This window comes from Silvanigrella sp., assembly GCF_044369315.1.
Classification (GTDB): Bacteria; Bdellovibrionota_B; Oligoflexia; order Silvanigrellales; family Silvanigrellaceae; genus Silvanigrella.
This window is the reverse complement of record NZ_JBIPMD010000052.1, coordinates 1-16,775: the sequence shown is the minus strand read 5'-3', so window position 1 is coordinate 16,775 and position 16,775 is coordinate 1. Positions and strand designations below refer to the sequence as shown.

Sequence of the window (16,775 nt, the reverse complement as noted above, 5' to 3'; positions counted from 1 at the left end):
CTTGCCTTATCTGAACCTAGTGTCCCTAAAGGGGATATAGAGGTCGTCATAATGACAAGTAAGGGAAAAATAAGACTCGACCTTTTTAAAGAGAAAGACCCCCTCACGGTAAACAATTTCATACAAGATGTCAAAGCTGGCTATTATAATAACACAATTTTTCATAGAATAGTTGATGGATTTATTATACAGGGAGGAGCATATGATATTGGATTTAATGAAAAACCACCTTTATTTGAACCTATTAAAAATACTTCTAATAAAGGTCTAAAAAATACTTTTGGCACAATTGCTATGGCGCGAAAACAAACTTCAGCAGACTCTGCGACATCTCAATTTTTTATTAATTTATCTAATAATTCTTATTTAGATTATACAAAAGAAGAAAATGGCTATGCTGTTTTTGGAAAAGTATTGTCTGGTATGGAGATTATTCAAAAAATTGCAAAACAAAAAATTGGGCAAAGAGAAGGCATGTATAATGTCCCTTTTTATCCTGATGAAGCTTTAATTAGTGCGGTTTATGTAGTAGAACCTCAATAAATTCAGAATCACCTAATTTAAATTCTAGACTTCCATTACACAAGTTTGTTACTTCTTTAATTACTTCAATTTCATTTAAAACAAATATTTTAATAGAAACAATTTCAGAAAAATCTGGTTTAAGAAATGGGATATTTTTATTTTTTATAAATTTCTCTATTCTATCCCAAAAAGAGTAATTTAACTTTAATATAAGCGTTTTATGTAAAATACATTCTATAACACCAGAGTGTTTTATTCCATTTTGAGTTACTGAGGTATAAGCTCTAATCAAACCACATGAGCCTAATTTAATCCCACCAAAGTAACGGGTAATGACAACAGCAACATCATATATTTCATTTTTTTTTAAACATTCTAACATGGGTTTTCCAGCAGTGCCAGATGGTTCACCGTCATCGCTCGATCGCATACTTCCAGAATAAGTTATAAATGCAGTACAATTATGTGTAGCATCCCAGTATTGTTTCTTTATTTGAGAAAAAAAGGAATGCGCTTCTTCATCATTTTTTACTTTAGCCATATTTGTAATAAATTTAGATTTTTCAATAACAATTTCACTAATTGAATTTATATAGATAGTTTTATACAAATTTGGATTCATTTATTAAAACTTTTTTAAAAATAAAGTAACTTCTTGTTTATTATTATATAAATGCTTAGTAAACAATAACTCACAACCTTTTTGTTTAAATATACTTTTCACTTTTTGAAAGTCATTTTCAAAGTCAGCAACAGAATGTACTTTTAATGTGTGAATGATAATACCATCTTTTTTTAATAAAGAGGATTTATCAGAGCATATTTCAGCAGAAATATCAGCAGGACCATTTAAATCACAAAAAATAGAATCAAAATTTATTTTTTGATTAAAGTCTCTCGCATCAATTTGAAAAAAGTGAACAAAAGGATTTTTTAATAAATTTTTATCCAATTCGGCTTTATCTATTGCCCAAACTTCGCAATTTCTTGAAGCAATTTCATGAGTAATTCCGCCTGGAGCAGCTCCTAATTCTAACCATTTTTTAGAATTATTTATATTTATTCCATTTAATAATAATGCTTCTGTTCCTTCAACAAACTTTGAAGCAGCACGACTAGCTATATTGTCATTCGATATTCCGACATACCTACGCCCACCTGCAAAAAAACAGCCCGAATCAATAGGAGAACTTATTCCCGCCCAAACACACTTTTCAGAAATAGCGACAATTAAAGTTTGAGTGTTTGGTGGTTGCATAACGGGATGCTTTGTCCATTCAACAAGTAGTTTTTGAGACGTAGCTAAAGACATTTTTTCTTTTACTACCTGTAAAATTCGTCCCCTTAAATTAGAAGCTAATTTTTGATCTTTGCGATCTAGCGGAAAAACAACAACGTTAGAAAATTTTTTATTTTCAAATTTGCTTGCAATTCCTTGAGCACATTTTTCAATAAATCCCTTTTGATTTAGCTTTGTAGGCCACATATACTGAATGGGAAAACAGTATCGTGAAAATAAGGATTCTTTTAATTTTTCTCTAGTTAAGGTTTCCATTATTGAAAAAGTATGAAAATTATTCCCTAAAGTTTTAAAATCTTTTCCACCGAAAGATTCCATTCTACTTTTCCATAAAGGGAAAAAATCTTTATTTACATGGATAAGCCAATTCATAGATTCATTTTTTAGATCGTTCATTACAAATATCACCGTAATTTTAATTAGTTATAGATTTACCATTAAAGGCCTTTTGATGCTTTTTTAGCCATAAGGGGAATCTTTAGGCACGGGTCACTTTACACTTTCCTAGGGAGCAATCAATGACGAAAACACAAGATTGTCACCTAAACACGCTATTTCTAAATTAAATATGATATCCTAATATCGTGCTTACGCTCATGTAAAAAACAAAAGTAATGTAAAATTGCCTTATGCTTCCTTTGGAGAGATGAAAATGTTTCGATCAAGAAGTCCAATGGTAAGAAAAACTGATAAAATGACTTCTTTTGTTACCGTATTATCCAGATATATTATATTTTCAAGTATTTTTTGGGTTTTATTTTCTATTATCTGTTTTATGATATTATATACCCCTTTTTATGGTGATAAATCTAAACTTTATTTTTTTTCATCCTTACATTTATCTATTTTATTTTTGAGTGTATTTCTCGGAATTTTAATTTTTTCTGCATTATTAGGTACCATTATTTCTTTGCCTTCGATTATGATAAAGATTCTTATGAAAATACGGGTCGAAAAAAAAAGTCGCAAAGGTCAAAAGCCCGTTATTTTAATATATTTATCAACCTACTTTCCTATTCTGGTATGTATTTTATCAAACTTAATCGTCTTATTAATAAGCACAAGTACAGCACCTCAGCAAATGAGAAAATGGTTTAATAATGATTTCAATTTGTATAAAGTTCAGTTAAAAATTTTTAATGATTTATTTGAAGTAAAAACTTCAGAAATATACTCAAAATGGAAAAATGTAGGTACAAATTTAAAGAAAGAGTCTAAATTTATTTTTCTTTTACCTAGAAATCTTTTAATGTATAAAAATTCATTTATTGAAACTCGAAAAATTCTAACAAAAGAAAATAATTGGTTATTATATTCGCCTACCAAAGAAGCTTTAACGGCATCAATTTTGGGAGAAGCTTATTTTGCAGACGAAAAGCTTTTTTTACCTGCCCCTATCCAAACATCTAGTGAAGCAAATATTGAAAATATTAAAAAAACAAAAAATTTTATTGGAATTAATGGGAAAAATTTATTGAATTTTAATAATATCTTTCATAAAGATTCCTTAAATATTATACTGAATAATAATTGGTTCAATATTTTTTTAAATAGAATTGCTATATCACAACCCCAAATTCTTTTATTCTTTAGATTAAGAATTATTTCTCCTATTTTTTATGCCTGGAATTGGGATAGCTTAACGAATTCTGATAGCTATTTATTATACTCCTATGTTAATCAACTTTCAAAAATAGATAAAAAGAAAGAAAATTTTGTATTTTTTTTAACAGAAATGGAAGGATCAAAAGATAATAGTTTTTTCAAATCGATTGAATGGCCCGAAAACATTACAAAAGAAGAGTATGAAAAAAATCTTAAAAAAATAGATTTATATTTATCAAAAGCAATCAAAGCACTGAAAGACTCGGGACAAGAAAATATCATTGTTATGCCTTATAAACAAAATGATAATAATATTGAAAATGGAATTGGTTTTTCAAACCTTGACTTCAAAGATCAATTATTAAATTCTGAAATAATAAACCAAGATTTTATTAACAATACAACAATTCAAAGCTGTAATTCTATTGCTATTAATTTTAATTTAAAAAACAAAAAAATTAGCAATCACCAAGTAAATTATTTTCTTTTGGATACATTAAATTCAAAACAAGATAATTATCCAATTATTAAAAAAGATTATTTACTTGCCATAAAAAATGAAATTAGATATGGTGTGATTTGCCAATCACCTAAAAAATATACTTATTTAACCTTTAAAAAAGAAGATTTTTTTAATAAAGAAAAAATTTATTATAAACCTAATAGCAAAAATATTTATCAACAACTTTTTAATACATATGATAAGAAAACAAAGAAAATTGAAAGTGAAAATAATTTACCTAATAAAATAACAAAAAATGAGATAAATTTAAATGAATTTTTTAAACAATTTGATATTTATAAAATAAATAATGATCAGAATATAACATACTCTGATCTAACTGATTTTGAAAAAGAGCAATTTATTAAAGTTTATGGAATAGAAGTAAAAGATAAATTTCAATCATATATAAATTTTTTAATTAAATAGGTTTTTAATATGCCACTTCGTTCTTCTAAATTATCTAAATGGTCTATTTATATCATTATTTCATCATTAATTTTATTTTTCTTAATTACTATTTTTTTAGTTATTGTCTATTTTTATCCAATACCAACAATAACAAATAATTTTAATACCGCTCATTTTTCCAGACTTCTTTCTCCGTGGCCTATGTCTGCGCTTGATCAAGAATTATTGGAACGGCGTCGTTTAAAAAGATATGCAAAAGGTGAACAATTAAGACGTATGGAACGACAGCTACAAAGAATGGAAAATTTAAATATCCCAATATATGATTTATTTTTAGATGCTAATGCTGAAATATCAAATTCAAAATACATAACAGCAACAGATGATGTTTCATTTTTATGGCCTATCCTACCTGCAAAAAAAATATTTACAAATTTACTATATCCAACAAATTCAAGAAAATCTTCTTCTGTTATTTTTCCATTAAATCATAGAAGTCAAATTACGGAAGGTGTTTTACTAGTTGGTGGAGAAGAAATTAAAGCAACAATTCCAGTGGTAAAAGGGAGAAGATCTTTTAGCTTTAATTTATTTCTTTTAACACCTGGAAGTATTCGAATTAGTTTAGGACAATATGTATGGGCAAAATCTTTTACGGATGATGATGTTCAAAGACGTATTAAATTATCAATACCTATAAATGACTCAACAGCGACAACAATTAAAATTATAAGTATTTCATCAAGTTTTTATTTATTAAATGCAAATGTAAATCATTTAGAACATTCAGGTAGATCTCCTATTCGAGTTTCAAATTCAAGTAATTTTTGGTTACCTAATAAAAATTACTTAGTATCAAACCAAAAAAATGAAAATCAGAATACAGAAGATGACACAATTAGTGATGCAGAAGATACAGAAGAAGATAAAATTCTAGAGGATGTAAAACCTGATGAAGCGAAACTAGAAGAATTTACAGCAAACCAAAACTCAGCAAATAACAAACAACAACCGAAAAAGGGAGTTGAACTCGCCCAAGATCCTTTAAACCAAATAGCAAACCCTCAAATATTAACGAACGACAATTACACGACAGCATTTGGATATAATATTGTTTTTTTACAGATTCCTAAAATTCCAGATTTTATCATAAAAAATAAAAAAATATTTAATAAAACAGCACCTGCGATTTCAAATTTAATGGAACAATCTGTTGTTTTTAATAAGTCTATTTCAATATCAGATAATGCTAGTGAAAACTTTCGGAGATTTATTTTTTCTGATTCCAATTTTTTAAATTCGGATAATATTTCTATTGCAAAAGAAGAAATAAATGAAAATAAAAACAAAAATACTTATTATCAACTTAGAAAATATGGTTATAATATTGTTGGAATATCTTATCCTGAAGCTTATTATTTTAATAAAAATATTTCTGATTCATCCGAGTTTTCTTCAATTTATGGAAAATGGCTAGAAAAAAATGATTGGACATTTGCAAATAAAAATTTAAAGATTGATGACCGAAATATTCCAGTAACAGGATTAGATGCTATTTTTAAAACCAATACCAAAGGAATTTCAGCTCCTTTATCTCAGAAAGATTTTCCAATTATTTCCAATTTTTTAGCCAGTACTTCTCAAAATATTGACCGCATTCCAGATTGGGGATTAAACGAATATATATTGATTAATAATAAAGAATCCTATATTCCTCGACTAATAGATGCATTTCAAAATTGGACCCACGAAAATCAACAGTCAAGATTTTTAGCTCATTTATTATTAGATACTGATCCAAATTTAATTAGGCCAACTATAAAAGATTTAGGAAAATCCATTGCTACTTTAGGTTTTTCTTCTTTTTTAAGTCCACTTGAAATAGATGATTTAGCAAATTTAGCTTATATAGATAAAGCTGTATTACAAATATTAGATACATTAAAAGCACGAAAATTAGAAAATAGAACAATAATATTTGCTCTAATTCCAATTGATAAAGGTGATAATAAAAAGGCATATTATGCGACTGGATTATACAAGATTCCTGGATTAATTCCTCAAAAAAGTATCAATTTCGAAAATATAAAAATAAATAATATCGTTTCAACTATTTTAACTAATGTAGGAATTCCATTAGATAATTCTTCACAAGCAGGTAATCAATTTTCTAAAGACAATATGCTAGAAAAAATATCCTTGAAAAATTACAATGAAGAAAAAGAAAATAGAATAAAAATAAAAAACAATTTTATAAAATATTCTATGATAATTAAACCCGATGAAAATAACTGCGCTCCTTTTTTATGGAATTCTAAATCTGAACCCATTTTTAGTTTTCAATCAAATTTACCTATTTATCAAATTATATCTGATAACCAAATTGAGTTTTTTCCTTGCTCTATTAAAAATAGAAATATTCAATTAAGCTGGTATCAAAGAGGTGAAATTAAAGATTTACCTACGAGCAATATAGATGATTATTTAGGAGGAATTTTTTCATATAAAAAAGAGATTTCATCGTTACCCACATTTTATTTTGGTAAGAGTTTAATTCCTTCAGATAATATTTCTTTTTACTTTGATTCGATGAATAAAACACAATTTGAACAAATATTTTCTGTAGATTCTCAAAATTCTAATAAATGTTTAAAATCGATCCGAGATAGTTTTATTGCTATTGATAATTTTGAAAGCAAAAACACAGAAGATCCTATATTATCTAAAAAAACGAAAATTGGTTTTTTTATAACACCACTGTAATTCTATCCTAGGAAATTTTTTCATTTTTAGACTTGATACAAAATCCGATAGCTGTTTTTAGAGTCACCTAAAACGGAATTGGATTTACTTTAATGGAAAAATATTTTAAAAATTGTATTTTTATATATATTGCCATTCCAATCATTTTATATTCTAATTATTCTTTTTCTGAATCGATTCCCACAGATTGGAGTGGAGTTCGTTCAAATGGAATGGGTGGGGCTTTTACTTCTAACTCAAATGATGAAACGTCTATCTATTCAAATCCGGCTGGATTAAGTGAAACAAGAAATCCTGCTGCAAAAAGATTTGTCCATGAACTAAAGCCTTTGGATCTCCAAATTGGCGGTAATGCACAAATGTTATCCAATATGAGTTCTGACCCAACCAACTGGGGATCAGATATGATAAGATCTGCAAAAAATAATCCAGGGAATCAATCTTATTTGTTACTTCAAAGTTTTAATGAAATTATTATGGGAGCAAAAAGATCTTTCACTCTTTTAGTTGGTACTCCTATTAGAAGTGAAAATAAAATGGCATTTATGAATACAAGTAGCACTAATCAAGCTTACTTTGTATCTACAACAACTGTAACAGGAGCAATAGGAATTTCTGGCTCAACAGAAAGAGGCTTCTTTCGTTATGGAGTTTCATTAAGACCAAATTATAGGGTGGATTATCAAAATCAAAATGTGGATACGACTAAGTATACAACAACAAATGATTTAGTTAACTTAGCTAATAGTACTGGAGATAAAACAACTTCTTTTGCTGTTGATGCGGGTTTTACCGCTACAGCAGCGGATTATTGGTTTCCTACTTTTGGGTTTGCAATTCGTAATATTCCTACAGGTTGTATTGATAACTACACAAATCCAATAAATCAAACTAAAGAAACAATGTGTGGAGCAACTCGAGATGGAGGAACGACAAGTTCTCAAAATTCATCTAAAATAGATCCTACCGAAATGAGAGCTGGTATTTCCTTAACTCCAAGAGGCAAAATTGGAAAATCAAAAGTGAATTTAAGACTATCAATTGATGCTTACCCTATTCCAATACAAATTGATGGTAGTAATTATGGAGTCGATGGCATGGATGCAAATAAAATAATTCATGCGGGAGCTGAATTATTTTTTGGAAATGTTCTTATTCAGCAAGGTTTTGGCATTAGAGGTGGTTATATGGAAGGCGGCCCAACTTGGGGTACTTCTTTTAATTTGGCATTTTTATCCATAGAATACTCTTCTTATTTAGTAAATGATACCCTACCTTTGCCTAATGGAACCGTAAATAAGTTTGTTGAAAGAAGACACTTGCTAGGAATCTCCTATCACTGGTAACATCCCCTCAATGTACTGCATTTAAAAAAATGCGTATCAATTTTAGAAAATTATCGTATTAAAAGGAAATGAACTTGAAAAAGAAAATACCAATTCGACTCTCTTTAAGCATGAGTTTTGTTTTATTATTTGCTAGCTGTACCACAATGAAAAGTAGCAAAGAAAATGTTAGTATTGTAAATCCTCCTTTAGTTTCTCCAACTCCATCTGTCATTCCGCAAAATAATCACAAAACCCCTGTAAATAAAGATAAAGATTTAAAAGATATTCTGAATAAAATTAACGAAATTGAACAACAGTTTTTATCTCAAAATTGTACAGAAGTATTAGATAAAGCAAAATCTTTGGAAACTTATTCTAAAAAAATAAATTTTAGCTCTCTTCCTCCTTTAACAGAAGCTGCTATTTATATTTGTGATGCCAGAGCAGGAATGGATAATCCTACAAGAGTCCAAAAAGCGATTTCCGTTATAAATAGTTTACCATTACGTTATCCTGTTATTCATGAAGCTTGGCTTCACAATACTCTAGCGGACTTTTATTTTGCGTTAGGTGATAAACAAAATGCTTTAAATGAAAAAAAAGCGGCTCGTGGTCTTATTTTAGCGCAACAACAAGATATTTCTTCTTTGAATAGTCAAATTTTACAACTGAACCCTTCGGAACAAGGCATTCAACCCAATAATTCGGGATCTCCTGTAACAAATGAATCCAATCCAAATAATATGAATCAAGATCAAATCGCTATTTCAGCAACTCAAATGTTAAATAATGATTCCCCAGAACAGGCAATTGCTCTCATAGATACAATCCCCATGAATCAAAGAAGCGATAACTTAAAACGCATTCGTTCCGACTCCGTAAATGCTCTTGTCATGAACCTAAGATATAAAGTAAGAGCATTATTTGTTAGATCTTCACAACAAACAGGTGCGGCGCGAAAGGATACCTTGAAACAAAGTGAACAAATTTTGCAAGGAATACTTAAGAATTATCCTGAATATTCAGACATGGCAGCGGTTCAAAACAATTTGAAACAAGTTCAACGTGAATTAGCAAAACCTTAAAGGATTAAAGAATGATAGAAGAAACACTTAAAGACTTGAGTTCTAAAACTTTTTATCCACTAAATGACTGTTTTGATAAAATTTCTAATTGGCTAAAAGATGAAAGTATTTCACAAGAAGACAAAGAAGAAATTCTTATTCTCATAAAAAATAAAGAAATATCCGAGTTAAGAGATCGATTTTACCGTGACCTTGAATTTGGTACAGGTGGTATTCGTGGTGTTATGGGAATGGGGGCAAACCGCTTAAACAAATACGTTCTTAGACGTGCTGTTCAAGGAGTTGCCAATTACATTTTAAGATGTGGCGAGAATGCTAAAAAACGTGGTGTAGCCATTGCTTATGACTCCCGAAACAACTCGAGTATCTTTGGCCAAGAAGTAGCCAGTGTTCTTGCCGCAAACGGCATTCGCTCCTATATTTTTCCAACTTTACAAACAACCCCTTCTCTTTCATATGCTATTCGAAAATTAGGTTGTATTAGTGGGTTTTGTATAACGGCTAGTCATAATCCGCCACAATACAATGGGATTAAAGTATATTGGGAAGATGGTGCTCAAATTATATCACCACAAGATACAGAAATATTAAAAGAAGTTTTTTCAATTAAATCTTTTTCTGAAACAAAACATATGGATTATTCTAAAGCAAAAAGTCTTGGATTGAGTCAATTTATCCAAAACGATGTGCTGGATAGTTACTTTAAAGAAATTGAAAACCTTTGTATAGCTCCCAACTCAACAAAAAATATTAGCATTGTTTACACTCCTCTTCATGGAACAGGAAAAATACCAACTTTAAGAGCGCTTAAAACTTTTGGATACGAAAATGTCTTTGTTGTTCCTGAACAAGGTGAACCTAATGGAAATTTTCCAACCGTAAAAAAACCAAACCCTGAAGAGCCAGAAGCATTGTCTCTTGCTATTAAATACGCATCTGAAAGAAAAGCGGATTGTGTTTTTGCAACTGATCCAGATTCCGACCGCCTAGCGATTGTTACTTATGATCCCAACATGGCTAAAGGTATTATGAAACACCAAGCCGTTGGAGATTATATTTTATTAAATGGAAATCAAACTGCAGCTTTATTAATTGATTCTATTTTAAAATTTAAAAAATCAAATGGTACCTTAGAAAAATCACATAAAATTGTTAAAACAATTGTTACTTCTGATCTTTTAGAAAAAATTTGTTCCGAATTCGACATTGAAATATTTAATACTCTAACAGGTTTTAAATGGATAGCCGGTTTAGTTCGGAGCTGGGAAGAAAAAAATAATAATTTTAAATATTTATTTGGAACCGAAGAAAGTTTTGGTTACATGCCAAGTAATAATGTACGTGATAAAGATGCCATTTCCGCAATGTGCCAAGCTGCAGAAATGATTTCTTTAGCAAAAGATAGTAACAAAACTTTATGCGAAAGTTTATTTGATATCTTTAAAAAACATGGTGCATGGCAAGAAGATCTTATAAATATCGATCTTTATGGAGAAGAAGGTGCTTTAAGAATATCTCGAATAATGCATAAAATGCGAGAAAATCCAGTCATGAACTGGGGAGGACATTTAGTTACTTCTATACTAGATTATACAGATAAAAATGTTCAAGAACGTTACCATATCCCACACTCTAATGTTCTTCAGTTTTTACTTGATGATGGTAGCAAAATATCGATGAGACCAAGCGGAACAGAGCCTAAATTAAAATTCTATGTTTCTGTATGCACAAATAATCCAAATGTTTTTGAAGGTTACAAAAAAACTCTTGAAAAAATAACGATGTTACGTAAAGAAATTTTACACTTTGTTGATAAAGTAAATTAAAAATAAATAACAAATATCATTAAAAAGCCCTTATAAACTACCGAAACGTACATTTGTGAGGGCTTTTTAATGCAATCGTCGGACCAAGACGTCCTGATTCGGGATGTTTTATTATTTATTGCAGCTTTAATAGGGTTGCTATACATGCTTATTATTAACATAAAAGAATCTAGAATCCGTTTTAGAAGCTTTAATAAGTCAAATTCCGAAAAAACAAAATATGATTTATCTAAATTAGAGTGGTACGGTGAATTTTCAAAATTTTATTCACTTACATTTGAAGAACCTCATTTCATATGGGAAATAAACATGTTTTCCATAAGAATGATTAAAAAAGACAAAAAATTTTCTTCTTATTCTGGATTTTCTTGGTTTGAATTTTCAAAATCTCAAGCTAATACCGAAAAAATAATGGCCCCAATTTTAAGAAAAGTATTTTTAAAATATAGAACTAAGTTTGAAAAAGTTCACCCCATTCATGTTTTAAGAGTTCCAAAAGAAACAGTACATTTTTATACTTGGTTACAAAACGAAAATCATACCAATTCAGCTATTTTTAATTTTCTAGATGAAGCTTTATATATTGCATCTGAAGCAAAAGTATATCCGAGTCTTTCAATTATTTGGGATGATGTTATTTATGTTGAAGTTACATTGCCAAATAATATCTTAATAAAAAACTTAGAAAAAGAATTTGATTCTATTTTTGGAGCAGAATGTACTAATTTAGGAACAAATGTTCATTTAAGACTGTGGATCGCTTTTTCTATTGAAAAAATTCCAAATTCTCTTAAAGAAAAAGAGAAAAAAATAGGAAAAATAAGTGATATAAATAAAGCTTCTTAGTTTTCTTATCTTAATATAAATTACTTTTTTAATTATTTAGTAAATCCATTTTGTCAAAACAATAATTAATTAGAAAAATTTAATCTTTTTAAAGGAGTTAACTTGATTTGGATACTTTAAATTTGCTTTTAATAACTTCATGCATTCTTGTTCCCCATTTTTTTCTTTTATTTTGATTCGTATTTCTTAAAAATTCTTTTAATAAATTGATACATCCTTGATCTCCATTTTTTTCCGCTAATAAGAGCGGCGTTTCATATGTCCCATCAATTTTAATTCGACCATTATTTATATTTATTTTCTCATGAGACAGCAGAAGAGAAAGAATTTCTGATTTTTTTTTCCTAACTGCAATAAAAACGGGAGAGCATGTTGAAAGAGGGCGGGTTTGTGCTAAATCTACCGCATTTGGGTTTATTTCAGGATGATTAATCAATTCTTTTATAATTTGAATATTTTGTTGCACAATAGCAACTTGTAATGGCAAACAACCATTGGTTCCAGGCTTGTTAAGTTCTATTTTAGGATGTCTTAAAAGTTCTTTTACAACTAATAAATGTCCATTTTGACATGCTGCAGCTAAGCTGTATACTGCACCTTTTAGCTCAAAATTTGGGTCAATTTGAGGGACCTATTTTAATAAGTAATTTACTAGAAAATAGTTATTATATGCAGATAAAAAATTGAGTGCTTGTGATGCTAAAATAGGATCATGTTTCCAATTGTTATATTTAAAAAGTTTAATAGGATTTATAAATGAATCATCTGAAGTCATTTTTTTATTTAAAATATTTTTATCAAAGGCAAACATAAATAGACTTAAATTATTATTAGAAAAGAGTTCAGAACTTTTTGTAAAATCAATATTTTGAGCAATAATATGTTCGATATTCCCATTAATTAGAACGTTAAACCCATAGTCTCCATTATTAATGTTTGGGTCATAAAAATATATTCTTAAATAATTTTCATGCTTTTGAAGATATATTGCCATAGCATGAAAATTAGTACTAATATATAAACATAGATGATCTTTTACTGTTTTTGAGATGGAAGAAATAAATTCTGCTAATTTAGAATTTAAAACACTTTTATGCTCTATTTTAAGAGCAAAAAAATTATCATGACGCAGTCTAGAATTTCCTACATTGAATAAATTTTGAACTAAATTAATATATTTATTAACTTCTTGATCTTGCAATAAGTTATCTTTGTGAATATTATCTTTATAAGACTCTATAATTTTTTTTGCTGAAGAATGAAACCATTCAATAGATAATTTTTCCATATTATCAAAAGAGAAATCATTATCATTTTTAAATTGAGTTGAATTTTTGGAAAAAGAATTCATCATACAATTTAACCAAAGTAATGAAAAACCAGAGCATAGACCTGAATTATTATCAAAATATTTTTCTAAATATTTTTTTGAATTCAAGGCCTCCATGTCACCTTTTTTAAATACGCTTCGTGAATTAGAAAAAACAAAATGTCTATTTGCATTATTATACGCATCTGAAAATAATGATTTTATTTTAGCTTCAAATGTTTCATTATTATTCATATCACTTAAAATAATATCATAAAAATTATTAACAAATTCGTCAGTTTGTTCAAAGTTTTTAATATCAGTATTAATTATTTTTTTACTTTTTAAATAATTATTTAGCATTATTGAATCAATATCTCCTAATAGACCGGAACCACAATTTTCAATCAATGCTATTGAAGAAAGGAAATAAGTACCTTCTCTAGTAAGATTATTATTATTCATTATCGTATTTTCAAAAATTCTTTGATTAAAATTAATTTTTCTTCCTATGACATTATAATTAGAAATAGTTAAGGCACTTTTTAAAAAATTTTCATTCATATTTTCACCATTAATTATTTGTTTATTAAGAAAAATATAGAGCAGAATAACATATCCGCAAATAAATAATAAATGATAAATATTATTTTTTTCAAGTATAATTGCATTTTGATTCTAATTAAAAGTTAAATTTTAATTTAATAATTAAATTATTTCTTATTTTAATATATTTACTTTATCAATAAATAAAATATTTTTTTGATAATAAATTTTAGATTTAGAAAAATTTCTTCGTCAATCATTGTTACTATTTTATTCGAAAAAATATAATTTAATTAATTAATATAAATTTTACATTATTAATAATATAGATGCCTTAAAAATTAAGAAATTTAAGAAAGATTCTATTAAAAAAAAAGTAATAATTCAAAATATTTTTTTAATATTTAAATACCTACCTAAAAAAAATTACTCTCATTTTAGTACTAAAGTAAAATCTGTATCTTTTTTTAAATTCTAGCTTAAAAAATATTTTAATTAAATCATATTAAACAATTAAATATCTAACAAATTATTTAATTGTTTAATATAGAGCAGTTAGGGGAAAAATGGATAATTTGCATTTAATTTACAATTGAAGTAAGAAAATAAAAATGGTTATGGTTTTGTTACGCATGCAGAAAAAACCTAAATTTAATCTATAAAAAAGGACTTTTTATGAAAAAAAAGAATTTTATTTTCTCTTAGCTTTTTCATTAATTTTAATGCTTTTGCTGACTGGAGAGCTTCTGCTGCAAAAACTCATGAAAATGAACCTTTAAATGTTAAAATAACCCCAGATAAAGTTATTTTTATCAAAATTAAAAATAACACGAATGATTCTATAAAAGTATATAGAAATTATCACGACAATGATTTTCTAAATGATTTATGCAAATCAACAAAAGAATTAAAAGAAGTAAAACTAGATTCTAGTGAAGTATATGATTTAGGAAGTTGCACTTTTAAAACTGAATATTTAAATCCAAAGGATAAAATCATTGAAACTAAATATTCCATGGTCAAAATTTCAATGGCAATTTATCAAGAAAGTAGGGGAAATATTTGGTCAAATTACTGGTTTTCAAGACCAAATGAAGAAACTATTAAGTTTTGGAGTTATGCGACACTTGCAAATTTTAAATATCCAGATTTTAATAAATTTTTATTTTCACCAAAAGTAACAGACAGTATGAATAATAAACTTGGTGATATATGTATTAATGTAACAGGAAGTTATCATAATCTTAAATCCGAATATGTCGATTGCAACTTTATTAAATAATAATCTAATTGGCCCCATAATATTTACAAATCATTTCAGCCATATCTCTAATTGATGTTTCGATAGGAGTGGGTTCCCAATCCAGAATTTCAAATGTTGCTTGATTATCAAAAGAAGCTTTTTTTCCTAGAAAAGGAAGCAAACCCTTTGCTTCACGATCGAACAGAGATATCATCTTCAACAAAATAGAGGGAACGATTCGTGTGGGAACTTTGTTGTATCCTAAATCCCTAAGTATTTTTGCAAGAGTTGCAAACTCAATAGGCTCCGCACTTGATGCTATAAAACGTTTTCCAATAGCTCCATCGGCACTTAGAGCTTTTACATGCAAACGAGCAACATCTCGGACATCAATCATACCCATTGCTACATCTGGAATCATAGGGGTCTTGCCATTTATGAAATTATGGACCATTTTTAAAGTTTGACCTTTTATCTCAGAACCAAGAGAGGGTCCAAAAACACCGCCAGGATTGATAACAACCAACTCTAAAGTACCGCCACTCTCAATCGCTTTCCACGCAGCACGTTCTGCCAAAGTTTTACTTTTCATATATGCGCCAATGTTCGCATTAGAATTGGACCAGCTTTCTGTTCCATATCTACCCGTATCTTTTCCAGCTATCATTGCTGCAATTGATGAAGTAACTACAAGACGCTTCACACCTAAATTCTGGGCAAAAGAAATAATGCGCTTTGTACCTACAAGTGCAGGAATGATGAATTCGTTCTCATCTTTTGGTTCGACTATTTCACAAGGAGATGCAACATGCATAACATACATGCAGCCTCTCATTGCTTCGGCCCAGCCTTTATCCGAAAGAAGATCAGCTTCAACGAAACTCAGGCGATCTACTGAACAAATTTTTGCAATATCTGACTTTGTTAATTGCGCTTTTGTTTGGGATCGAATTGTTCCAACGACTTCGTAACCTTGTTTCAATAATTCGGCAGCGCAGTATTGCCCAATATATCCTGTAATACCTGTAAGTAAAACTCGTTTTGTCACGATGCATTCTCCATGTTTATTTAAAGAGAAATCAGATTTAAGAAAATAAGAGTGGCTAAAATTTGTTTGAATATTACTTAAATTAAAGTAACAGAAATAAAACTGTAAGTTAGTTCCTGTTTAATTCATTATTCTTTTGTCTCTATTTTTATTTCAAGTCAATCAAAGGAAAGAAATTTTTTTGAATATAAAGGAAAAAAATTCTACAATAAAATATTTTCATTTAAAAGAAACATAAACATAATCTTTATCAAGTAAGTCTAATTTTGTGCAATTTTTTAAATCTAAATCACATTTATTAATATAGAATCCTTCAGAATCTGAATTTAATTGAACATAAACACTATCATCAGTAACTGAAATGATATTAAAATATTCATTAGCGTCTCTTTCAACAATTCTCATTTTAACATTATTTTTATATAAATGTATGAAAAT

Annotated in this window: 14 protein-coding genes; 8 read left to right on the top strand and 6 right to left on the bottom strand. The window is 28.2% G+C overall.

The window, feature by feature from the left end:
- On the top strand, window positions 1-543 hold a 543-nt coding region (locus ACIQ56_RS06485), incomplete at its 5' end, for a peptidylprolyl isomerase (RefSeq protein WP_397600254.1).
- Here the strand turns inward: ACIQ56_RS06485 and ACIQ56_RS06480 are convergent.
- Together ACIQ56_RS06480 and ACIQ56_RS06475 are read right to left on the bottom strand one after the other, a co-directional pair.
- A complete protein-coding gene (locus ACIQ56_RS06480) occupies window positions 512-1,147 on the bottom strand; it encodes an IMPACT family protein (protein ID WP_397600253.1) in 636 nt (211 codons plus the stop codon). The two genes, ACIQ56_RS06485 and ACIQ56_RS06480, sit on opposite strands and share 32 nt — an antisense overlap.
- A gap of 3 nt (window positions 1,148-1,150) precedes the next feature.
- A complete protein-coding gene (locus ACIQ56_RS06475) occupies window positions 1,151-2,221 on the bottom strand; it encodes an SAM-dependent methyltransferase (RefSeq protein ID WP_397600252.1) in 1,071 nt (356 codons plus the stop codon).
- 256 nt (window positions 2,222-2,477) lie between these two features.
- Here ACIQ56_RS06475 and ACIQ56_RS06470 point away from each other — a divergent pair, with 256 nt between their 5' ends.
- The 6 genes from ACIQ56_RS06470 to ACIQ56_RS06445 all read left to right on the top strand — a co-directional run bounded on the left by ACIQ56_RS06470 (window position 2,478) and on the right by ACIQ56_RS06445 (window position 12,191).
- Complete coding sequence (locus ACIQ56_RS06470) at window positions 2,478-4,361, top strand: hypothetical protein (protein ID WP_397600251.1); 1,884 nt, start codon at window positions 2,478-2,480, stop codon at window positions 4,359-4,361.
- Between the two features lie 9 nt (window positions 4,362-4,370).
- Window positions 4,371-7,106, top strand: a complete 2,736-nt coding sequence (locus tag ACIQ56_RS06465) for a hypothetical protein (protein WP_397600250.1) — start codon at window positions 4,371-4,373, stop codon at window positions 7,104-7,106.
- A gap of 92 nt (window positions 7,107-7,198) precedes the next feature.
- Window positions 7,199-8,452: a hypothetical protein gene (locus ACIQ56_RS06460; RefSeq protein WP_397600249.1), complete on the top strand. Its 1,254-nt coding sequence runs from the start codon at window positions 7,199-7,201 to the stop codon at window positions 8,450-8,452.
- Between the two features lie 74 nt (window positions 8,453-8,526).
- Window positions 8,527-9,519: a hypothetical protein gene (locus tag ACIQ56_RS06455; RefSeq protein WP_397600248.1), complete on the top strand. Its 993-nt coding sequence runs from the start codon at window positions 8,527-8,529 to the stop codon at window positions 9,517-9,519.
- 11 nt (window positions 9,520-9,530) lie between these two features.
- Window positions 9,531-11,345 carry a phospho-sugar mutase gene (locus ACIQ56_RS06450; protein WP_397600247.1) on the top strand — a complete coding sequence of 605 codons (1,815 nt, stop codon included), beginning with the start codon at window positions 9,531-9,533 and terminating at the stop codon, window positions 11,343-11,345.
- A gap of 144 nt (window positions 11,346-11,489) precedes the next feature.
- Window positions 11,490-12,191, top strand: coding sequence for a hypothetical protein (locus ACIQ56_RS06445; RefSeq protein WP_397600246.1), 702 nt, complete (start codon window positions 11,490-11,492; stop codon window positions 12,189-12,191).
- 97 nt (window positions 12,192-12,288) lie between these two features.
- Here the strand turns inward: ACIQ56_RS06445 and ACIQ56_RS06440 are convergent, their stop codons facing one another.
- Together ACIQ56_RS06440 and ACIQ56_RS06435 are read right to left on the bottom strand one after the other, a co-directional pair.
- Window positions 12,289-12,813: an ankyrin repeat domain-containing protein gene (locus ACIQ56_RS06440; protein ID WP_397600255.1), complete on the bottom strand. Its 525-nt coding sequence runs from the start codon at window positions 12,811-12,813 to the stop codon at window positions 12,289-12,291.
- Window positions 12,814-12,822: 9 nt separating this feature from the next.
- Entirely contained in the window at window positions 12,823-14,064 is a 1,242-nt protein-coding gene (locus tag ACIQ56_RS06435; protein ID WP_397600245.1) for a hypothetical protein, read from the bottom strand.
- 1,012 nt (window positions 14,065-15,076) lie between these two features.
- Here ACIQ56_RS06435 and ACIQ56_RS06430 point away from each other — a divergent pair.
- Window positions 15,077-15,328 carry a hypothetical protein gene (locus tag ACIQ56_RS06430; RefSeq protein WP_397600244.1) on the top strand — a complete coding sequence of 84 codons (252 nt, stop codon included), beginning with the start codon at window positions 15,077-15,079 and terminating at the stop codon, window positions 15,326-15,328.
- Between the two features lie 4 nt (window positions 15,329-15,332).
- Here ACIQ56_RS06430 and ACIQ56_RS06425 read toward each other — a convergent pair whose 3' ends face one another.
- On the bottom strand, window positions 15,333-16,337 hold the full coding sequence (locus tag ACIQ56_RS06425) for an NAD-dependent epimerase/dehydratase family protein (protein ID WP_397600243.1): 1,005 nt from the start codon (window positions 16,335-16,337) through the stop codon (window positions 15,333-15,335).
- A 219-nt stretch (window positions 16,338-16,556) separates the two neighbouring features.
- Window positions 16,557-16,775: hypothetical protein (locus ACIQ56_RS06420; protein ID WP_397600242.1), on the bottom strand; the 219-nt coding region annotated here is incomplete at its 5' end.